The sequence below is a fragment of the Undibacterium sp. 5I1 genome (genome assembly GCF_034314085.1).
In the GTDB taxonomy this organism is placed as follows: Bacteria; Pseudomonadota; Gammaproteobacteria; order Burkholderiales; family Burkholderiaceae_D; genus Undibacterium.
The window spans coordinates 3,452,961-3,472,490 of the sequence record NZ_JAVIWI010000001.1; the positions used below are offsets into that span (position 1 = coordinate 3,452,961).

Annotated in this window: 21 protein-coding genes; 13 read left to right on the forward strand and 8 right to left on the reverse strand. The window is 47.9% G+C overall.

The features are described from left to right. Positions 1-174 precede the first annotated feature (174 nt). From RGU72_RS15095 to RGU72_RS15110, 4 genes are all read left to right on the forward strand, one after another. The gene (locus RGU72_RS15095; protein ID WP_322120509.1) at positions 175-552 is read left to right on the forward strand and encodes a DUF4087 domain-containing protein; all 378 of its coding nucleotides are present in this window, start codon (positions 175-177) and stop codon (positions 550-552) included. 168 nt (positions 553-720) lie between these two features. After that, positions 721-1,137 (forward strand): DUF1801 domain-containing protein, encoded by a 417-nt coding sequence (locus RGU72_RS15100; protein WP_322120510.1) that lies wholly within the window; start codon positions 721-723, stop codon positions 1,135-1,137. 277 nt (positions 1,138-1,414) lie between these two features. Further along, positions 1,415-1,840: a hypothetical protein gene (locus tag RGU72_RS15105; protein WP_322120511.1), complete on the forward strand. Its 426-nt coding sequence runs from the start codon at positions 1,415-1,417 to the stop codon at positions 1,838-1,840. 58 nt (positions 1,841-1,898) lie between these two features. Further along, positions 1,899-2,408: a TspO/MBR family protein gene (locus tag RGU72_RS15110; protein WP_322120512.1), complete on the forward strand. Its 510-nt coding sequence runs from the start codon at positions 1,899-1,901 to the stop codon at positions 2,406-2,408. A gap of 39 nt (positions 2,409-2,447) precedes the next feature. Here the strand turns inward: RGU72_RS15110 and RGU72_RS15115 are convergent, their stop codons facing one another. Next, positions 2,448-3,200, reverse strand: a complete 753-nt coding sequence (locus RGU72_RS15115; RefSeq protein ID WP_322120513.1) for an energy transducer TonB — start codon at positions 3,198-3,200, stop codon at positions 2,448-2,450. A 596-nt stretch (positions 3,201-3,796) separates the two neighbouring features. On the opposite strand from RGU72_RS15115, the gene RGU72_RS15120 reads away from it, so the two are divergent. Beyond that, positions 3,797-5,056, forward strand: coding sequence for a tetratricopeptide repeat protein (locus RGU72_RS15120; protein WP_322120514.1), 1,260 nt, complete (start codon positions 3,797-3,799; stop codon positions 5,054-5,056). A 93-nt stretch (positions 5,057-5,149) separates the two neighbouring features. Here the strand turns inward: RGU72_RS15120 and RGU72_RS15125 are convergent, their stop codons facing one another. Together RGU72_RS15125 and RGU72_RS15130 are read right to left on the reverse strand one after the other, a co-directional pair. Further along, positions 5,150-5,647: an RDD family protein gene (locus tag RGU72_RS15125; protein ID WP_322120515.1), complete on the reverse strand. Its 498-nt coding sequence runs from the start codon at positions 5,645-5,647 to the stop codon at positions 5,150-5,152. A 193-nt stretch (positions 5,648-5,840) separates the two neighbouring features. After that, a complete protein-coding gene (locus RGU72_RS15130) occupies positions 5,841-6,146 on the reverse strand; it encodes a DUF4148 domain-containing protein (protein ID WP_322120516.1) in 306 nt (101 codons plus the stop codon). 345 nt (positions 6,147-6,491) lie between these two features. Between RGU72_RS15130 and RGU72_RS15135 the strand changes: the two genes are divergently transcribed. From RGU72_RS15135 to RGU72_RS15155, 5 genes are all read left to right on the forward strand, one after another. Continuing rightward, the gene (locus RGU72_RS15135) at positions 6,492-7,061 is read left to right on the forward strand and encodes a sigma-70 family RNA polymerase sigma factor (RefSeq protein WP_322121654.1); all 570 of its coding nucleotides are present in this window, start codon (positions 6,492-6,494) and stop codon (positions 7,059-7,061) included. Beyond that, entirely contained in the window at positions 7,058-7,774 is a 717-nt protein-coding gene (locus tag RGU72_RS15140; RefSeq protein ID WP_322120517.1) for an anti-sigma factor domain-containing protein, read from the forward strand. The genes RGU72_RS15135 and RGU72_RS15140 overlap by 4 nt, the downstream gene beginning before the upstream one ends. A 229-nt stretch (positions 7,775-8,003) precedes the next feature. Continuing rightward, on the forward strand, positions 8,004-9,374 hold the full coding sequence (gene glmU, locus RGU72_RS15145; protein ID WP_322120518.1) for a bifunctional UDP-N-acetylglucosamine diphosphorylase/glucosamine-1-phosphate N-acetyltransferase GlmU: 1,371 nt from the start codon (positions 8,004-8,006) through the stop codon (positions 9,372-9,374). Positions 9,375-9,663: 289 nt separating this feature from the next. Next, the gene (locus tag RGU72_RS15150; protein ID WP_322120519.1) at positions 9,664-10,311 is read left to right on the forward strand and encodes a tetratricopeptide repeat protein; all 648 of its coding nucleotides are present in this window, start codon (positions 9,664-9,666) and stop codon (positions 10,309-10,311) included. A gap of 396 nt (positions 10,312-10,707) precedes the next feature. Further along, positions 10,708-11,775: a porin gene (locus tag RGU72_RS15155; protein WP_322120520.1), complete on the forward strand. Its 1,068-nt coding sequence runs from the start codon at positions 10,708-10,710 to the stop codon at positions 11,773-11,775. A gap of 95 nt (positions 11,776-11,870) precedes the next feature. On the opposite strand, the gene RGU72_RS15160 is transcribed toward RGU72_RS15155, so the two are convergent. The 4 genes from RGU72_RS15160 to RGU72_RS15175 form a co-directional block, all read right to left on the reverse strand. Next, on the reverse strand, positions 11,871-12,164 hold the full coding sequence (locus RGU72_RS15160) for a YciI family protein (protein WP_322120521.1): 294 nt from the start codon (positions 12,162-12,164) through the stop codon (positions 11,871-11,873). Positions 12,165-12,351: 187 nt separating this feature from the next. Continuing rightward, positions 12,352-13,188 (reverse strand): SDR family oxidoreductase, encoded by an 837-nt coding sequence (locus RGU72_RS15165; RefSeq protein ID WP_322120522.1) that lies wholly within the window; start codon positions 13,186-13,188, stop codon positions 12,352-12,354. Continuing rightward, positions 13,185-13,940 carry a class II aldolase/adducin family protein gene (locus RGU72_RS15170; protein WP_322121655.1) on the reverse strand — a complete coding sequence of 252 codons (756 nt, stop codon included), beginning with the start codon at positions 13,938-13,940 and terminating at the stop codon, positions 13,185-13,187. Before RGU72_RS15170 ends, RGU72_RS15165 begins: the two co-directional genes overlap by 4 nt. A 57-nt stretch (positions 13,941-13,997) precedes the next feature. After that, on the reverse strand, positions 13,998-14,576 hold the full coding sequence (locus RGU72_RS15175) for an HD domain-containing protein (RefSeq protein ID WP_322120523.1): 579 nt from the start codon (positions 14,574-14,576) through the stop codon (positions 13,998-14,000). 135 nt (positions 14,577-14,711) lie between these two features. Here RGU72_RS15175 and RGU72_RS15180 point away from each other — a divergent pair, with 135 nt between their 5' ends. Beyond that, complete coding sequence (locus RGU72_RS15180) at positions 14,712-15,389, forward strand: Crp/Fnr family transcriptional regulator (protein WP_322120524.1); 678 nt, start codon at positions 14,712-14,714, stop codon at positions 15,387-15,389. Between the two features lie 436 nt (positions 15,390-15,825). After that, entirely contained in the window at positions 15,826-16,656 is an 831-nt protein-coding gene (locus tag RGU72_RS15185; protein WP_322120525.1) for a transporter substrate-binding domain-containing protein, read from the forward strand. A gap of 58 nt (positions 16,657-16,714) precedes the next feature. On the opposite strand, the gene RGU72_RS15190 is transcribed toward RGU72_RS15185, so the two are convergent. Next, positions 16,715-17,176, reverse strand: coding sequence for an Lrp/AsnC family transcriptional regulator (locus RGU72_RS15190; RefSeq protein ID WP_416200132.1), 462 nt, complete (start codon positions 17,174-17,176; stop codon positions 16,715-16,717). Positions 17,177-17,475: 299 nt separating this feature from the next. Between RGU72_RS15190 and glmS the strand changes: the two genes are divergently transcribed. Further along, on the forward strand, positions 17,476-19,305 hold the full coding sequence (gene glmS, locus RGU72_RS15195) for a glutamine--fructose-6-phosphate transaminase (isomerizing) (protein ID WP_322120526.1): 1,830 nt from the start codon (positions 17,476-17,478) through the stop codon (positions 19,303-19,305). Positions 19,306-19,530 lie beyond the last annotated feature (225 nt).

A 19,530-nucleotide genomic window follows, 5' to 3' on the forward strand; every position in this document is an offset into this window, starting at 1 on the left:
CCTGTAAAATGTAGCGTCCTTTTTGATGCATAGACAAGTAGCAAGCGAGGATCTATTTTAAAACTCTACATAATTAATATGACAGTCAAGGCGAACGACATGATATTTTTATGCCTTGTAGGGAGTCGCATTATGCGGCATGTCTGAGCTTTGGATTCGCCTTTCAATATTTGTATGCAAACATCAAAACAAGCACTCGTACTGCTACTCACAATGACATTCTTATTGACGGCCAGCGCTAGCGAGAATGCCGATACCGCGAAGCTACGATGTGGCTGGTTTCACAATCCCACGCCGCAGAACGCATCGCTGGTTGACCGCGAAGGCGAATGGCTTATTAGTACGCAAGGTGGCGCGCAAGCCGACGGTGATTGGCCAGAATTCGGGGCCTCGCAATGGGTCAAGACGAACAATAATTATGGCTATGGTTGCGCATGTATTAAGCTCATTGCCAACTCCGAGTCACATGAAGTATCCAAGATTATCTCAGCCAAAGCAAAGCCACTTAGTGCCTGTCGCAACGACCGCTCACTCAAGAAGCCTGTAGGCTAAATAAGCATGGAGCTTAGCGCCAGAGTCTGAATACTTGTTTAAATATCGGATGTAAATCTCAGGAATAATAGTGCTAAGAAGTACCAGGAATAAGTCTATATATATCAGTGCAGATCCCGTTAGCATTATCCAATTGCACGTATATGATTCAACCTAAAAAGGTAATCCATGGCTGAGAACAAAACGCAAGCGACTGCGGCCAGCGTGGAGGATTATCTTGCCGCAATTGAAGATGGCTGCAGGCGCAAGGATTGTGAAGATTTAAGCCAGCTGATGGCCAAAGCGACCAAACACAAACCGCAGATGTGGGGAGCCAGTATCGTCGGTTTTGGCAGCCATCACTATAAGTACGAGAGTGGCCGCGAAGGTGACTCATGCCTGACAGGTTTCTCGTCACGTAAGGGCGATATCAGTGTCTATATTTTAGCTAGCTTCCCCGATCATGACGAACTGCTAGCCAAACTGGGAAAGCACAAGACAGCAAAAGCCTGTTTGTACATCCGCAAGCTTAGCGATGTCGATCTTAAAGTCCTTGAGCAACTTATTATCGGTTCTGTCGCCGAGAGGAAACGCCGCTATCCATAAGTTCTGCTGCCGATTCAGTTATGTGTTTAGATGCATATTTAGCTGCTTATTCAGTGACAAATATCAAGCACTGACAACAAGTCTTTTTACAATAATAAATATACTCCATTACAGTATACTTAATCGTCCATATATTTAATGGTCATTAACCAATATTTGATAAAAATATGGGGGAGTATATTTAAATAGAACTTATTCATGGCTCATGGCATCACATGCTGGGCAATAAAGATTCTGCCGAAACCTGTAAGTAAACTTAATCGCTTTGGAGAAAACCATGAAGAATATCTTTGCTACTGCAATCATCGCTGCTGTATCGGTCACTCCTCTCGTTGCTCTCACCGCTCTGGCTGCGCAGGCGGAGGAGAAACTTTTCCGCTTGGAAGTCAAAAACCAAGCGGTAGAAAATGGTAAAACACTAGAAATGTTTTTTTTAGAAACTACACGAAACCCAGACAACTCTGAAGTCGAGGTCAGTCTCATTTCTGGCGGCTCGGTGTCGTCATCGATGTTCACCTTGCGTGGCATGTGCGGCCTGACACGTGAGCGTAACGAAAGTTATTTCAAGACAGAATCGCTGGGTGGTAAGCCCGCACGATACAAGGTCTTGTTCCCAAAAGTCGCGCCGCCAGAGAGTGTGCGACCATCTAAGTCCGAAGATAAAATCTGGTCACTTTCTGAATGCGCTATGTTGAAGTTTTAACCCAGATTTTCGAGACATATATTGCCACCCGGTTTTTTATTTTTACCATAGGTTGCTCATGCAAAAAACTAACTCTCTTTATCCCTTGAGTACGCAAATAACCGGCTTCATCGGCTGGTTTATCATCACCTTTGCCGCGGCTGCCATAGGCGCATTTGCATCGGCGCAGGCGGGGGCTTTTTATACGCAACTTGTGCGCCCTGTCTGGGCACCGCCCGCCTGGCTTTTTGGTCCGGTATGGACGCTGTTGTATTTGATGATGGCGATTGCAGTCTGGCTAGTCTGGCGTGCTTATGGGTTGCAGCGTGCTGGTGCTGCGCTGGGTATTTTTGTTGTGCAGCTTACGGCGAATGCACTGTGGACCTGGTTATTTTTTGTGTGGCACCAAGGAGCTTTAGCATTTGTGGAAATACTGCTGCTTTGGGTACTAATTGCTGGCACGATCATCGCCTTTTGGCGTTTGCATAAAGTAGCCGCTTTGCTGCTATTGCCTTATCTGGCGTGGGTCAGTTTTGCTTGCGGTCTGACTTATTCTACATGGACGCTTAACCCTAGCATTTTAGGCTGAACATCCAGATTTTGCTGCGAACGTTAAACGATGCTTGCCTCAATCTTCCAGTTTAAAATTAAATTCTAAAACTAAAGTTTGCGGCTTAGAGATAGGCGCATATTTCCACTGAGAGACGGCGGAAATAACTTCTGCATCAAACAGTCTTGCGGGTTTTGCTGAAAGAATTTCGACTTGAGAGACCTTGCCATCCGTATCAATGTGGACACGCGCTTTTACTACGCCGCTAGTGATACCGGATCGGGCAACCTTGTTAGGAAATTTGGGTTGCGTACTGGTTAATAATTTAAGAACCGTTTGCTCTGGTGCGGGGGTTGCGGCAGGCATTGGCGTTGGTGGAGGCGTAGTCTTTGGCGTGGCAGCAGCAACGACTGGTGCTGGTGCTGGTGCTGGTGCAACTGCGACCGGCTCGATCACTTTAGGTGCAACCGTCTGCGGCACAACTGCGGCAGGTTTTGATGTCTCGCGGGAATTCGCTGCGGATTTCTCTGCTAAGGCTTTTGCCTCTTGCGCCAGTTTTGCGTCTTTTGCTAACTTCTCTTCCTGAGCTATTTGCGCGGGCGTTTTGGTAGAGGCCATATCCATCCATTTGGTGACATCCGCTGTTCCACTGTGTTTGTAGGGGTTTTTGACCAGGCCGGTAGGCGCTGACGCTGCACTCTGTGGGACAGATGCCTCATTTGCTGGCTCTTCTGGCAGCGGTGTTTTCTGGCAGGCCGCAAGTAAGCTCGTTGTAAAAATGACGCTTAATGCCAAACCAAAAGATGGTTTTATTTTTTTGTGCACCAGCATTGGGTCTTCCCTCAGAGTAAAAATTAAATTTACAAAAAAATAAAACTGATCCGTTTTTGCTTATAAAAAATAATTGTGTATCGAAACACTTATCCAATGCTTATCACTGCTTGGTAGGTTTCACAGATAGCGCCAAATACTGAAGTAAAAAATATAAATAATAATTTGCCATGCTTTTATAGATAAGTCTATAAAGCAATATTCGATTCTCGCTTTTCTATGCAGGATCTGTGCCAAATACGCAATAAGTGTTATGCCGCGCCAATACGCCAACCAATACGAGCCTGGTCGTCTGCGCAAATAAGAAAAATGCACATTTTTGTAAATGTGCTTTGCTAGCTCAAATTTGTTAAAGGGGATATAAAATATCAAAGGAGGCGAATTTGTCATACAGCGATTTTTAAATCCAGCACAAACTGCGCTAAGTATCTAGTGAATGAACAAACCCACTGAACTGACAGATGGCGCTTCGCACTCAGATATAATGATTTGTACTATCAGAACCGTGCCTGATGCAGCATGTTCATTGCACGTTTAAAATATATTCCTCGGCGCCTTTAATTTAGCACTGTGAAACCTCTCTTTAATTTACGCACATGAAAAAGAATTCATCCCTTGTCTTGGCAAGCTTAGTTTTGGCTCTTGGCTATAACGCATTGCCGTTTGCCGCCTCCACTGCTTATGCAGAAACTGAAGCGGCGGCACCTGCTCCCGCAAAAACTGAAACCGTGCGTCCAGCAATGGGGAAACCGCTTAATGAAATTCAGGAGTTACTCGCTGCCAAACAGTATCCGCAAGCATTAGAAAAAATTAATGCTCTTGAATCTATTGAAAATAAAACACCATATGAAATATTTGCGATCGACCGTATGCGAGCAGTCGTTGCGTCAGGCACGAACAATACTGAATTATTAGCGACCTCCTTTGAAGGCATGCTGAAAAGTAATTTCCTTCAGGAGCCTGAAAAACTGCGCTTGATCGAAGCGATGGCAGGTACTTATTTCAACGAAAAGAAATATGATTTATCTAAGCAGTGGGCATTACGCTATTTAGCAAAAGATAGTACTAGCCAGGCAGTACATACTTTACTGGCACGTGCTATGTATCTGCAAAATGATTTTGCCGGCGCAGCGAAAGAGCTAAAGCAGTTACTAGCAGCGGATCAAGATGCTAAACGCACACCTAACAACGATAATTTGCGCCTGCTAGGTAATAGTTATCAACAACTTAAAGATGATGCTGGCTACATTGGTGTTTTAGAATTATTGGTTACGTATTATCCCAAAAAAGAGTACTGGGGCGACTTGATCTACCGTGTTGAACGCAAGCCAGGATTCTCTGATCGTTTGCGTCTGGATCTATATCGACTGTTACTCAAAACAAACAATATAGAAGATGGTCCGCAATTTGTTGAAATGGCAGAACTAGCACTTCTGGCGGGCTTGCCACTAGAGGCACAACAAGCGGTTGACGCGGGCTATGCGGCTAACATCTTAGGTCAAGGTAAAGACGCAGCCAAGCATAAACAATTACGTGACAAAGCAAACAAGCAAGCAGCAGACGATGCCAAAACCCTGGATGCAGGCGAAGCCGCAGCAAAATCATCCAAAAATGGCACTGGTATGGTCAACATGGGTTACAACTATGTAATCCGTGCGCAATACGACAAAGGTATTGCACTGATGAACGACGGTATTGCCAAAGGTGGCTTGAAAGCACCTGAAGAAGCTAAGCTACATTTAGGAATGGCATACCTACAGTCAGGCGACAAAGCGAAAGCTGCTGAGATTTTTAAAACCGTACAAGGTAACGATGGTTCTGCTGATATCGCTAGATTGTGGATGTTGATGAAGTAAAAATTTAGCTGCATCATGAAAAGGGGCGCTGTGAACAACGCCCCTTTTTTTGTTTAACAATATGAACTCGATTTGCCGTAAACAATACCGATATTACTTGCCATCAAAAACCACTTTTTGAATTCTATTTTTCCGCCGGACCACCACCGTCCCTGCTAATTTGTCATGCCAGCCTTGCTTGCGCGGATCAAAGGCGACCCAGAGCAAACCCAGTCCCAGCGGGATAGTCGACACGTAATAGCCAAGATAGCGAATAATCAATTGCGTTTTAGTCGGCTCTTTACCAGTTTTGGCATCCACAATCTTGGCAGAAATAGCATCTTTGCCTGGCGTTGACTGGCGCTTTATCCAAAACACAATCACCGCAATCGCTGGAAAAATCCAAGACATTAAAAAATCGGCAGGTCCCCGTGCCAACGAGAATGTATCGGCGCCAAGACCAGAACTTGTCGGACTGACATAGACCCAGCCATAAATTGCAATCAGGATCGGGTATATCACGACGGCTAAAAGTAAAGAATCAACTATACAAGCACCAACCCGCGCCCAAAATCCTACGTATTCCAACTCGTCAACCTCATCTTGTGGCATGGATATTCCTTGGCTAAGAACAAAAAAGCAGATATTCGGATAACAACTACGACATAGTATGCTGATATTAAGTTCGCATCTTAGTAAGCGTGCCGGATAGTTTCTCTCTTAAATAGTACCTTCACCTTAATCACCTTACGCAAAACAAAAAACGCCGTCACGAGGACGGCGTTCATGTCGGAGAAAAAACGACTTATTTGTTTTGAGAAATCTGTGTCGCTTCAACTACTGGGCGCTGTGTTTTTGCTGGTGCAAAAGACACATATGCTTCGCCGCCGACTGGCAAACCAGCAGCACGTGCCTGGCTCAGTTCTGCGACAACTTCTGCACGGGTTTTACCGTTGCTTACAGTGTCTGTCTTAGTTTTTGTCATACTTGGAATAGGGAAACTGACATACGCTTCGCCGCCAACTTGGTGATCCGCTGCGAAAGCAACAGAACCAGTTGTAACACCAGTAGCGATCAGGGCAACAGCAGCAATTAATTGTTTCGCGTTCATTTTAATTCTCCAAATAAGATAGATGGTTAGGTTGATGACTCTAGGCTTGGGATACATTGGATCTCTTCTGCCTCGGTAAGTCGCGCACTGTTTGTTTCTGTTGCTGCGGTGTCGTGCTCATCGATGCAGCAAGTCTATACAAGCCAGATCAATCAATAAAGGTGACTATAAGCAATAGATTGTTGCGAATAGAAGAATAATGCGATTCGACTGTGAAGAGTTTCTGCAAAATCATTTCCCTTATCGTATGATTTGGGCACTTATTCCAGAACGCGCTATTTCGCCTCGAAACACCTTGTAACAACAAGATACGAAACGGATATCCAATTGCAAAAAACATCCAAAATGGACGCTGGCCAGCTGCATATCTGGCTCGCCGGCGTCGCGCGAAAAGACGCAATTGCGTTTAGATCGCTTTATGATGCAACTTCTCCGAAACTGTTTGGCTTCGCGCTGCGTATATTAATTAAGCGCGAACTGGCGGAAGAAGTGTTGCAAGAGAGTTTTGTCAACATTTGGAACAATGCCGCCACTTATCAGGCCAGTTTGGCCGCGCCGATGACCTGGATGACGACCATTGTGCGTAACCGCGCTTTTGATCTGTTGCGCAGACTCGACCATGATGTAGAAATTGACGCGGATAACTTTGATATGGATGTCGTACACGCGCTAGAGAGCGGCGATCTCACCCCGATACAGTCACTGGAAATGACTCAGGATGCCAAAGCACTGGCGTCATGTATGTCACGTCTGGAAGGTTTGCATCGTCAGGCAATGGCGTTGGCGTTTTTTCACGATCTGTCACATAGCGAAGTAGCCGAACAAATGAAACTACCGATGGGCACTGTCAAGACCTGGATACGGCGCGGGCTGGATAAGCTACGCACCTGCCTTGGCAAAATGGAGATAGTATGAATATCCAAAATAAGCCCAACTTGCAGCAAAAACTAGCGGCTGAATACGTACTTGGTACCTTACGCGGCGGCGCACGTCGACGCTTTGAAGGCTGGCTCAACCGCGACGCACAATTACAGCAAGTGGTGCGCCAGTGGGAGGGCAATCTGCTACCAATGGCAGAATTTGCCAAAACTGCACAACCAGCCAATAGCGTCTGGCAAAGTCTGGAAAAACGTCTGGGACTGAATCAAAGTGCCGACCGTTGGGCGTTCTGGCGCAATCTGCGCGAAGACCTCGCTTTCTGGCGTGGCTTGGGCATGTTCTCCACTGCGATGGCACTGGTCATGGTATCCGTCTTGTTGAGCAAACAAGTCGATCAAACCCTGCCGCCAACCAATAGCTATGTAGCGACATTGTCCAATGACAAATCCGAACCGATAGCAGTGATCACAGGCGATATCAAACACAAGCAATTGATCGTGCATATCGTCAAAGCACAAAATATTGCGGCAGATAAAAGTTTAGAATTATGGGCTGTCAGCAAAGCCGGGACGGTTAAATCACTGGGACTGGTCGCAGACAATGGCAATATTACGCTGCCTATGCCCGACAATATGAACAGCGACAACGTGCCGCTGCTGGCGGTGACGCTGGAACCTAAAGGTGGTTCAGGCAATCCTGAGAAACCGACCGGACCGATTGTCTTTAAAGGAAACTGGTTACTGATTTAATTGTAGATGGATAGTTACCAATTAAACTGAAAAAGGAGCAAGTCGTCTTAGCGGCTTGCTCCTTTTTGTTTTGGGCTAGTGGTTTCAAATACGAAGAGCAAACTCTATAGCATGTGTTCAAGAAAGAAAAAGCATCCTGCTTTTTGATTACCTGACGCTAAGTCGTTTATATACCTAGGCACCCCATGATAAAATTTCAACATCAAAAAATCATCTAACAGGATTCTCCATGAACGTCGTTATTCTCGCTGCCGGTATGGGTAAACGTATGCAATCTGCTTTGCCTAAAGTCTTGCATCCACTGGCTGGCAAACCCTTGTTATCGCATGTGATTGATACGGCGCGCAGTCTTGCCACTGATGCTGGCACGCATAATATTTGCGTGATTTATGGTCATGGCGGCGATCAGGTACCGAGCTTGATTGGCGCACCCGATTTACAGTTTGCCAAACAAGAACCGCAGCTTGGCACCGGACATGCCGTGGCGCAGGCCTCACCGGTGCTGGATGAAAAAGTACCGACCCTAGTGTTGTATGGCGACGTACCGCTGACCACAAGCGCTAGTTTGCAGCGACTGATTGCGGCGGCGGGTAGCGATAAGCTGGCGATTTTGACGGCAGACATGGACGACCCGACAGGTCTTGGTCGCATCGTGCGGGAAGGTGGCAAGATTGTGCGTATCGTCGAGCAAAAAGATGCCAGCGAAGCCGAGAAAGCCATTACCGAAATCAATACCGGCATCATCATCGCGCCGACTGCACAGCTAAAACAATGGCTGACCACGCTATCGAACAACAACGCGCAAGGCGAATACTATCTAACCGATATCGTCGCGCGTGCAGTCGCAGATGGCGTACCCGTTGTGTCAGCACAACCCGACGCCGTGTGGGAAACCCTGGGCGTGAATAGCAAAGTGCAGCTGGCGGAATTAGAACGCATCTATCAGCGTAATCTGGCGCAAAAATTATTGGAGCAAGGTGTCACTTTGTTCGACCCGACCCGTATCGATATCCGTGGCAGCCTGACGTGCGGACGCGACGTGATGATTGATGTCGGCTGCGTGTTTGAAGGCAAAGTCACGCTGGAAGACGGCGTACAAATCGCAGCGCATTGTGTAATTAAAGATGCGCATATTGCGGCCGGTACGGTGATCAAACCGTTCTGCCATATTGAAGATGCGACAGTCGGCGCGCAATCGCAGATAGGCCCGTATGCGCGACTGCGCCCCGGTACGACGCTGGCAGAAGATGTCCATGTGGGTAATTTTGTCGAGATCAAAAATAGCCAGGTTGCCGCACATAGCAAGGCCAATCACCTTGCGTATATTGGCGATGCCACCATCGGCAGCCGCGTCAACATCGGTGCCGGTACGATCACCTGCAATTACGATGGCGTGAATAAATTCCGCACGATAATTGAGGACGATGCATTTATCGGTAGCGACAGCCAACTGGTCGCACCAGTCCGCGTCGGCAAAGGTGCAACGCTGGCTGCCGGCACCACGCTGACCAAAGACGCGCCAGAGGGTAAATTGACGATCTCACGTGCAAGACAAATCACGCTAGAGAACTGGCAGCGCCCGGTAAAAATCAAGAAGTAAATTACGCTGAAACCTGATTCAAAACCATATACTCCCCTCATAAATTGATAAATATGACCTATTGTCCAGACTTTCTCTGGACAATTGAAAATACTACCTAGGAGTATATTATTTAACCATAGTACAGTCCTGCTTTGATACTGCTGCAAAGCAGCCAGAAGTTGACAGCAGCAAGCCTGCGGATTATGGTGAATAGAATTGATTTTTCCCTGCAACTACGTATGCCGATAGCGAGCTTCCGATGAATGTTTTCCGCCCCCTTTTGCTCTGCGCTTTCATCCTGTCTGCCGTGTCTGCCCAACTGGCTAGGGCAGGTGATTTTGAAAATGGCGTTAGTTTTTATGAAGACCAAAACTACCCCGCTGCAGTTGCCGCATTTAGCAAAGCGGCAGAGCAAGGCAATGCGAATGCGCAATTCAATCTGGGTTTGATGTATGTCAATGGCGAAGGTGTGCAGCGTGATTACGCCAAAGCGATGTCGCTCTACCAGCAAGCCGCGCAGCAAGACAATGTGCGTGCACAAGTCAATTTGGGGCGTATGTATGCCAAAGGTCTGGGCGTGGTGCAAGACTATGCCAAGGCAATGCAATGGTATAAAAAAGCAGCGGAAGCAGGCTATGCCGATGCGCAATACAGTCTGGGCACGATGTTAGCTAGCGGGATTGGTACTCGCCAGGATTTTCGGCAAGCCAAATATTATTTACAGCTGGCAGCGGATCAGGGCAATGCCAGCGCCCAATACCAGCTTGGCTTGCTCTACCTCAAAGGGAATGGCGTGCCACAAAATAGTGTCGAGGCATATAAATGGTTTAGCCTGGCAGGTGAATACGACGCTGCCGCGATGTACCGCCAATATGCCGAGAAAAAAATGAGCCAAGCGCAAATCGACGAGGCCAAACAATTAGCCGCAGAATGGAAGCCAGAATCTGGCAAATAGGTTTGCACGACTCGACCTAAACTCAGCTCAACTGAACTGAACTGAACTAAAGCCAACTCAACATAGCCCAACTGAGTTGAGCCAAATCCAAACTGGTTCGCACTCGCTGCCGCTGACCCAAACGAAAAATGAACAAGAATAGCGACGGGCAATCCTTGTTGTTTTTCAACACGCTCCCGACAACTACCGACATTCAGGCGGGCATTGAAAGCCAATTGAAGGTTTACGATGCTACGATCGATCGTGACTGACGCATAGTTAGAGCATAAATAGAATGCGCAGTTATATGCTTGCTGAGACACCAGCGACAAAGACGGCAACGCCGTACCAATCGCCTGAGAAAAACAGAACGCCCAGCGAGTTCAGCAGCACTAACCACCATCGGGAGACAAGAAAATGCACACTAAAACAATCTGCAAGGCCGTCAGTATCGTCCTGCTGCCACTAGCCATCGCCAACTCAGCATCCGCACAAAGCAATGTGTCGGTATATGGCTTAATCGATGCCAATATTGGCTACACCAATAATTCTGACGCTAACAAAAATAGCGCGTTCAAACTCAATAGCGGCGGCATGAACACATCCCGCCTGGGCTTTCGGGGGAATGAAGATTTGGGTGGCGGATTAAAAGCCATCTGGCAATTGGAAGGCGGCGTCATTCTCGACACGGGCACATCAGACGGCGATCTGTTTGGGCGTCAGGCCAATGTCGGGTTGCAAGGCGATTTTGGCCGTATCGTTGCCGGGCGCTCTTACAGCACGACTTATGATTTTATTTTGCCCTTTGATCCGCTAGGCTACGCACCCCAATATTCTTGGGCGACCTCGGCTGGCGCTACCGGTGGCCGCAAAGACGGTATGTTGACGGGCACCTCCAACATGGTGAAATACCAATTTGATGGTAGCGGTTTTAAATTGGGCGCAACCTATGGGTTGGGTGAAGTCGCGGGCGACACATCGGCCAGCGCTAAATTATCACTCGCCGCCAGTATGAGCAGCGGGCCATTCTCAGCGGTTGCGGTGTATGACCAGGTAAATGGTGCACTCGCCGCCAATGGTGCGATTGATAAAGCCAAAACAATCCATCTTGCGGCGTCTTACGAAATCGATGCCGCGAAATTATTCCTCGCTTATCGCAACTACAAAAAGACACTGGCAACTGGCGCAACTGATTTACGTAGTGATCTGATTTGGGCAGGCCTTAATTATCAATTAACACCGTCGTGGATTTTGACAGGCGTGTACTACTATCAGGACATCAAAAACTTACCGGCAGGTGCCGATGCTGATCCAAGCCTGACCGTCGTGCGCGCCAGATATGCATTATCTAAACGCACCGACCTGTATGTCGCCGCAGCTTATGCCAAAGCGTCCAACAATAAATTAGTCGGGGTGTCACGTGATGACGCTGGATTTGCCAGCACCCAAAATGCAGCGACATTTGGGATTCAACACCGATTTTAATTATGTTAAAACTTAAAAACTTGAATAGCGGTTAAGTAAAAAAGCCAGACAGGATCTGCTGATCTGGTCTGGCTTTTTTAGTTTACATTAAAGTACTAACTCGCAGGTAGCAAACCCGCAAACATCTCCGCCGTCATCGACGGGACAAATTCAGTAATCTCAAAACTCGCTACATCACCGGTAAAAAACGGATCTTCCTGAACGATGGATTCGATCTTTGCGCGGTCCATGCTATTGGCTAAAATCACGCCGCCACTGCGTGGTACTTTGCGGCCAGCCAATACAAATACGCCGCTGTCGAAATAGCTTTTCAGATAGTCCCGATGCGGCGTCATGAGAGCATCGACTTCGGGAATGGATTTGGTATAGGTAATTGAGATGATGAACATTCGGTTTCCAAGTCTGGGCAATAGTGTGTGCTGAATAAAGTGGTTGCGCGCTACGTCACTAGCTTACGTAAAAACAAATTAGCTGTCTATCTGCCCAATAAAAAAGCCAGGCAAACTGTGATCTGCCTGGCTACTTATTTAGCAACAATATCAGCAACGATATCAGCAAAAAATTGACTTTCTATTTTTAATGCGGCCTGACCTCGTCCTTTAACGCCGCCATCGCCATCTTCTCGACCAGACCTGGTGCAATCAGTTTTAGCCAGCGTAGCAATTTGCCTTTGCCCGACATGACGACGTCGCGCTGTCTTTGCTCCATCCCTGAAATGATCAGACTGGCGCATTCTTCTACCGACATCGCATCGTCTTCCTTTAAGCCGCTGCTACCTGCTGCCACACCGGCTGCGTTATAGCCGCGATAACGGATTTGGGTGGCAACTACGCCCGGATAAGCGATGGTGACTGCGACGCCTGCGTTCTTAACTTCCAGACGTAAGCTTTCAAAAAAACCATTCATCGCAAATTTGCTGGTGCAATAGGCGGTACGTCCCGGAATGCCCATCAAGCCAGCCAGAGATGACACGGCGACGATATTGCCACGGCTTGCTTTGATATGCGGCAAAGCGGCGTGAGTACACCAGATGCTGCCCCACAGATTGATACGGAACAGTTCTTCATACCAGCCCAGATCGCTGACATCGGACAACAAGGCTTGCGCGGATTTGCCTGCGTTATTGATAAGCGCATCAATCCGGCCAAAGTGATCAACCGTGCGCTGTATCAGTTGCTGACATTGCGCCTGATCGCCGACATCGGTTTTTACCACTAGCGTTGCACTGCCGAGCTGCTGACATTCTGCCGCGACCGCATCCAACATAGCCTCATTGCGCGCAGCCAATACCAAGCCAAGTTTGCTGCCATAAGTTTTGGCAAGCTGCCTCGCCACTTCTGCACCGATGCCATCAGAGCTACCAGTAATGATGACGACTTTGGATGTGGAAGCTGACTTTGCAGCCCCGCTCATAACTTATAACTTTCATCCGTACGATCCAATTTACGGATCAATGATGGCCATACAAATGCACCGCCAAGACCGCCGGTTTGTACCCGCATGGCTTCTGCCACGCCTTTGACAATCAATGGATTGACTTGCGTCAACTCGCCACCTGCTTGTGCCGACAATTGAATCTGGCATGTCGCCTCAAAGGTGTACATGGAGAGGAAGGCATCAGCGATAGATTTACCAGCAACCAGCAAACCGTGATTGCGCAACATCAGGAAATTTGCTCTGCCCATATCGGCTTGCAAACGCGGTTTTTCTTCATCACGGAAAGCGACGCCTTCGTATTCGTGATACGCCAATGAAGCCAGTACAAAAGTCGATTGCTGCGAGATGGGCAGTACGCCGCATTTTTGCGCACTAACCGCCACACCGGCGCGGGTATGCGTGTGCAAGACGCATTGCACATCGTCACGCGCTTCATGCACGGCACTGTGGATGACAAAACCGGCAGGATTAACCGGGAAAGGTGAGTCAATAATTTTGTTGCATTGCTGATCGACTTTTACCAGCGAAGAGGCGTTGATTTCATCAAACATCAGGCCATAAGGATTGATCAGAAAATGATGTTCCGGGCCAGGGATACGGGCAGTGATATGAGTAAATACCAGATCGCTCCAGCCATACACGGCGACCAGACGGTAGCAAGCGGCAAGATCAACACGGAGCTGCCATTCTTCTGCGCTGACTTGATCTTTAATTGAGGGAATATGCATGTGTGTCATTTTGATCTCCTAATTTTATGATGGAATTTTAAAACGGTATTGCTACGTTTACTCTGTCAATGCCGCTTTGTAAATCGTGTTGCGTGGCTTGGCAAAAAAGCGCCTGAGCATGGGTTCAAATTCGCTGATGGGCAAGGTCTCTGCTGTGGCATCGAAGGCGGGATTATCGTACAGCTCGCAAAAACTAGCGGTATGTTCAAAATGAGGATGGGTACGAAATTGCTCGCGCATATCTTTGTCCATACCAATATGGTGGAAAAAATAGTGCCCCTGAAAAATCCCATGATGCTGCACCATCCACAGATTAGCATCACTGGCAAAGGGCTTGAGAATCGCCGCTGCTATATCAGGGTGATTAAACGATCCCAGAGTGTCGCCGATGTCATGCAACAAAGCGCAGACGACGTAATCTTCATCGCGCCCATCGCGCCAGGCGCGGGTAGCTGTTTGCAACGAGTGGGTGTAGCGGTCAATCGGAAAGCCACCGTAGTCGCCTTCCAGAATCTGCAAGTGCTTGATCACGCGATCCGACAAGCCTTTAGAAAACTGCATAAACTCGGCACCAATCACTTGCCAGTCTTGCTGTGTACTGTCCTGCATGCGGACGAAATTTGCACGGGTAGTCATTTGTCTCACTCCAGTTAATTTTTCTTTGGTGCCTACACCATACAACCAGGCTACACTGCAAACTGTCAAATTATTTACAATTGGAATTTAAGTCCCATTCACCGATAATCACAACAAAACCACCATCGAGCCAGCATGAACGCGCATCTTGATTTGTTACCGCAACTATCCAATAACCCATGGTTTGGCTCTTTGCCCTTGCGTGATCGCAAGAGCATGCTCAGCGCGGTCGAGCTGCTGCGCTTGCGCCCGGGTGAAATGCTGTTCCGCCAAGGCGATGCGCCGGGTGGGTTTTATGCCGTGCTGTCGGGCACGATCAAAATGTCGACCTTGAGCGAGGCGGGTAAAGAAGCAATTTTGGTGGTGCTGGAAAGCGGCACCTGGTTTGGCGAAATCTCCTTAATTGATCACCAGCCACGTACGCATGATGCAACCGCGATGGGGCCAACCGAGATTTTGGTACTGCCGCGCAGCGTGTTTGCGAGCTTAATGCAGCGGCCGGTTTTTGCTTTTGCGATTAGTAGTATGTTGGCAGCGAGAATCCGTTTGCTCTACGGCATAGTAGAAGACGCCACGCTGCGATCAACCCCGGCCCGCATCGCACGGCGATTATTACTGCTGGCGCACGGCGACGCGAGTATGGCAAAAGATGCGCGCCCCAAAGTAACGGTATCGCAAGAATCGCTGGCAATGATGCTGGGGATTACGCGGCAAACCCTGTCTAAAGAACTCAAATTATTAGTGCAACAAGGCGTCATCCAGCTTGGCTATCGCTGTATAGAAATTATCGCCGAAGATAAATTATCTAAATAAATATCAGCATAAAACGACACTCATGAGGGTTTATTGGACATGTGCCGGGTTGCGTGCTGATGTCGCATATTGGCATCAATAAGCTATCAATTTATTTCTTTACCTATCTGAATGGCGCTCTTGATTTAAATATACTCCTAATATGTATATATTGATCGTCCATATAATCATTGGACAATTGGCTTATTTTCATAAAAATAATGGGGAGTATATTGTTTTTATGGGGATCACGTCTTTTTAACAGTGCAAATATTTTAATCAATGCTTGTAGATACGTCTCGGTGTTGCGACAATTCAATTGCGGCACGAGCAGCGATAGCCTATGTTTATGGAGTGGTGTAGATGGCTGATAGCGATGGCTGACAGCACCCGCTATCAGCGTAGGTTTAAGCTGACTTAGTGGTGACTACAGTTCCCGACAAGGCAAGGCAATACATTGTTTGCACAAAACTACCGATTAAGTACCATTGCTGCCGCTGCTGTCATTGTTGCAATGGCTGCGGTCGCGCCAGATGCTGGTGCAAAATGCTCGCGGGAGATTAACGTCCCGGTATCTGCCACCGGACAAAGCGTCACCATCGTTGATGGCAATATCAGCGGCATTTATCCAGAGATTTTGCGCAGCTTTGGAAGCAAAGAAGCTTGTAGTTTTAACTTTAGCGATGTACCGAGGTCGCGCCTGGAAGTGCTGTTTAATACAGGAAAAGCCGATTTATTAATACCCGCCAGCAGAACACCTGCGAGGGATAAGTACGGAATATTTATACCGCTCGTCTTTAATCGAGCGACCATCATCTCCATCGACATCAACCGCCCTGTCATCAAAACTGCCCAGGAATTATTAGATCGTAAAGAACTCAAGGTCGTGCTAGTGCGCGGCTATGATTATGGCGACGCGTATCAAGCGCTGGTCAAAGAGTTAAACAAACAAGGTAGAGTCGTTCTGGAAGCAGACCCCGTATCGGTTGCCCGGATGTTAAAAGCCAACACGACCCATATCACGATCATGGCACCATCGATTTTTGTCGGTGCGATTAAAGATAATGACCGGGCGAAAGATATTTTAGATAAGCTCAGGTACGAACCGATAGAAGAGCTACCCTGGGGTGACAGCGGCGTGTATATCTCTAAATCTTCACTCAGCGAAGAAGACAAAGCGTCACTTAAAGATTTACTCCAGCGAGCAGAAAAATCCGGCGCAGTCTGGAAAAGTTTTCAAAATCATTATGACGCTGACATACTGAAAGAAAGTATTCGTCCGCGTTAGGTTTTAAACATAAACGGTAGGATTAAGCTATGGATTAAGCCTTGGCTTACACCGCCACTCAAATCTCAATCCGCGTTTCAAACTTACTCCGTAGCATAGAGAAAAAACTCCGCACATTCCGCACATTTGCCTGCCCCGCAAATAAACGGTGCGCTAGATTGTGGTACGCCGACATATCTGCCACCTGTATCACCAGCACAAAGTCTGGTCCTGGCGATACCCGATAACATTGCTGCACTGCTGGCTCTTCCGACACCAGTTTCTCAAACGCGAGTTGATGCTCGCTGGCCTGATGATCCAAGGTAATTTCTACAATCGCCGTCAAACCTGCACCAACTTTTTCGGGCGCTAAAATCGCTACTTGCTTAGCAATCACGCCCTCATCCAATAAGCGCTTAACGCGCCGCAAACAAGTCGGTGGCGACGCATGCACTAGCTCCGCCAAGGCCTGATTGCTGACCGACGCATCTCGCTGTAGCTGCTGCAAAATGCGTTTATCCAGTTCGTCCAGAGTCATCATACTTTTCACCAATGGAATTTAAATAAATAAATTTTATTTAAATGAAATTTAATTTCACTCAATAATCGCAATTGAATTTTAGTTCAAATCTAATTAAATATTGAAAGATAATTTCATTTGATCTGATTTACGATGACAAAATCCTGTGAAATTAGTAATTTTGCAATCTTATGTTTAATTGCGTTTTTGGGCTGAAGATTCTTACTAGCCTTACTAGCCTTATTAGCGTCGAATTTACTGGCCTTATTTATTCACTTTATTTTTTTATCGTTTTCTCAAATTTTTATTAAGAGGTTCTTATGTGCGGCATCGTCGGCGCTGTAGCGCAACGCAATATCACTCCCGTCCTGGTTGAAGGTCTTAAACGTCTGGAATATCGTGGCTACGATTCTTGCGGCGTCGCATTACATGTGGACGGACATCTGCAACGCTCACGCAGCACCGCCCGCGTGACGGAGTTGCAAGCGCAAATAGAACAAACAGGTTTAGCTGGTTTTACCGGTATCGCCCACACGCGCTGGGCAACGCATGGTGCGCCATCGTCATCCAATGCCCACCCGCATTTTTCTCCCGATGCTGAGAATTCACGGATTGCCTTAGTCCATAACGGCATTATTGAAAACCATGAAGAATTACGCGCAGAGCTCAGCGCAGTTGGTTATATATTTGAAAGCCAGACAGACACCGAAGTCATTGCCCACTTGGTCGATCATCTGTACAGCGGCGACTTATTTGAGACTGTACAAATCGCCGTCAAACGTTTGACTGGCGCATTTGCGATTGCCGTATTTTGCCGCGACGAACCGCACCGCGTAGTCGGTGCGCGCCAAGGCTCCCCATTAATCGTCGGGGTAGGTCAAGGAGAAAACTTTCTAGCCTCCGATGCAATGGCATTGGCGGGTACAACCGACCAGATTATTTATCTGGAAGAAGGCGACGTCGTTGATCTGCAACTACAAAAAGTCTGGATTGTAGATACCAATGGCAAGCAAGTACAACGCGAGGTCCGTACCGTGCATGCGCATACCGGTCAGGCAGAATTAGGTCCGTATCGTCATTACATGCAGAAAGAAATTTTCGAGCAACCACGCGCATTGGGCGACACCTTAGAAGGTGTCACAGCCATCATGCCAGAGCTGTTTGGCGACAAGGCGTACAAGGTTTTTAAACAAATCGATAACGTCTTAATCCTCGCCTGCGGCACCAGCTACTATGCAGGCTTGACCGCAAAATACTGGATAGAATCCATCGCCAAAGTCCCGGTCAATGTAGAAATCGCCAGCGAATATCGCTACCGCGATAGCGTACCCAACCCTAATAGCTTAGTCGTCACTATTTCACAAAGCGGAGAGACCGCCGACACCTTAGCAGCACTCAAGCATGCACGTAGTCTGGGGATGGAACACACGCTGACAATCTGCAACGTCAGCACCAGCGCCATGGTGCGCGAATGCGCTCTGGCTTATATCACCCGCGCCGGTGTAGAAGTCGGCGTCGCATCGACCAAAGCCTTCACAACACAATTGGCAGCGCTGTTCTTGTTGGCACTGACACTGGCGCAAAGCAAAGACAGGCTCAGCGATGAGCAAGAAGCCGAACACATCAAAGCCCTGCGCCACTTACCTGTAGCGATCACTGCGGTGCTGGCATTGGAGCCACAGATCATCGCCTGGTCAGAAGAGTTCGCCCGCAAAGAAAACGCCTTATTCTTAGGCCGCGGCATGCACTACCCAATCGCTTTGGAAGGCGCATTAAAGCTGAAAGAAATTTCCTACATCCATGCAGAGGCATACCCCGCAGGAGAACTCAAACACGGCCCGTTAGCCTTAGTGACCAAAGACATGCCGGTCGTCACAGTCGCACCAAAAGACGCGCTGCTAGAAAAATTAAAATCCAACATGCAAGAAGTCCGCGCCCGTGGCGGCGAGCTGTACGTCTTCGCCGACGCAGATTCCCGCATTGCCTCAAACGAAGGCGTACACGTCATCCGCTTGCCAGAACATTACGGCATGTTGTCACCGATCTTGCACACCGTGCCGCTGCAATTGCTGGCGTATCACACGGCGTTGGCGCGGGGGACGGATGTCGATAAGCCTCGGAATTTGGCTAAGAGTGTGACGGTGGAGTAAGTGGGTTTAGGATTTTTGAGTCGCAACAATGAAGTCGGCCGGAAGCCGAAAGCTGAGTGCAAACTAGTCTGACTGGCCGTATCGAATAAGCTCGTATATATTCCAGCCATACCGACCGCTATCGACCGATAGCGGTGCTTCCGACACATACGCGCCGACCACCATAACGTCGGCGGGGAATCTACTTTTCAATTTCTGGATAGAAGCCGATCGATTTATCTGAAG

Bases quoted from the DNA above. Each gene is read 5' to 3' on its own strand.
- RGU72_RS15125 (WP_322120515.1), bottom strand. From the start codon at position 5,647: ATGCCACAAGATGAGGTTGACGAGTTGGAATACGTAGGATTTTGGGCG.
- RGU72_RS15130 (WP_322120516.1), bottom strand. From the start codon at position 6,146: ATGAACGCGAAACAATTAATTGCTGCTGTTGCCCTGATCGCTACTGGT.
- glmS (WP_322120526.1), top strand. From the start codon at position 17,476: ATGTGCGGCATCGTCGGCGCTGTAGCGCAACGCAATATCACTCCCGTC.
- RGU72_RS15170 (WP_322121655.1), bottom strand. From the start codon at position 13,940: ATGCATATTCCCTCAATTAAAGATCAAGTCAGCGCAGAAGAATGGCAG.
- glmU (WP_322120518.1), top strand. From the start codon at position 8,004: ATGAACGTCGTTATTCTCGCTGCCGGTATGGGTAAACGTATGCAATCT.
- RGU72_RS15180 (WP_322120524.1), top strand. From the start codon at position 14,712: ATGAACGCGCATCTTGATTTGTTACCGCAACTATCCAATAACCCATGG.
- RGU72_RS15140 (WP_322120517.1), top strand. From the start codon at position 7,058: ATGAATATCCAAAATAAGCCCAACTTGCAGCAAAAACTAGCGGCTGAA.
- RGU72_RS15110 (WP_322120512.1), top strand. From the start codon at position 1,899: ATGCAAAAAACTAACTCTCTTTATCCCTTGAGTACGCAAATAACCGGC.
- RGU72_RS15120 (WP_322120514.1), top strand. From the start codon at position 3,797: ATGAAAAAGAATTCATCCCTTGTCTTGGCAAGCTTAGTTTTGGCTCTT.
- RGU72_RS15095 (WP_322120509.1), top strand. From the start codon at position 175: ATGCAAACATCAAAACAAGCACTCGTACTGCTACTCACAATGACATTC.
- RGU72_RS15155 (WP_322120520.1), top strand. From the start codon at position 10,708: ATGCACACTAAAACAATCTGCAAGGCCGTCAGTATCGTCCTGCTGCCA.
- RGU72_RS15160 (WP_322120521.1), bottom strand. From the start codon at position 12,164: ATGTTCATCATCTCAATTACCTATACCAAATCCATTCCCGAAGTCGAT.
- RGU72_RS15190 (WP_416200132.1), bottom strand. From the start codon at position 17,176: ATGATGACTCTGGACGAACTGGATAAACGCATTTTGCAGCAGCTACAG.
- RGU72_RS15135 (WP_322121654.1), top strand. From the start codon at position 6,492: ATGGACGCTGGCCAGCTGCATATCTGGCTCGCCGGCGTCGCGCGAAAA.
- RGU72_RS15105 (WP_322120511.1), top strand. From the start codon at position 1,415: ATGAAGAATATCTTTGCTACTGCAATCATCGCTGCTGTATCGGTCACT.
- RGU72_RS15115 (WP_322120513.1), bottom strand. From the start codon at position 3,200: ATGCTGGTGCACAAAAAAATAAAACCATCTTTTGGTTTGGCATTAAGC.
- RGU72_RS15175 (WP_322120523.1), bottom strand. From the start codon at position 14,576: ATGACTACCCGTGCAAATTTCGTCCGCATGCAGGACAGTACACAGCAA.
- RGU72_RS15100 (WP_322120510.1), top strand. From the start codon at position 721: ATGGCTGAGAACAAAACGCAAGCGACTGCGGCCAGCGTGGAGGATTAT.
- RGU72_RS15165 (WP_322120522.1), bottom strand. From the start codon at position 13,188: ATGAGCGGGGCTGCAAAGTCAGCTTCCACATCCAAAGTCGTCATCATT.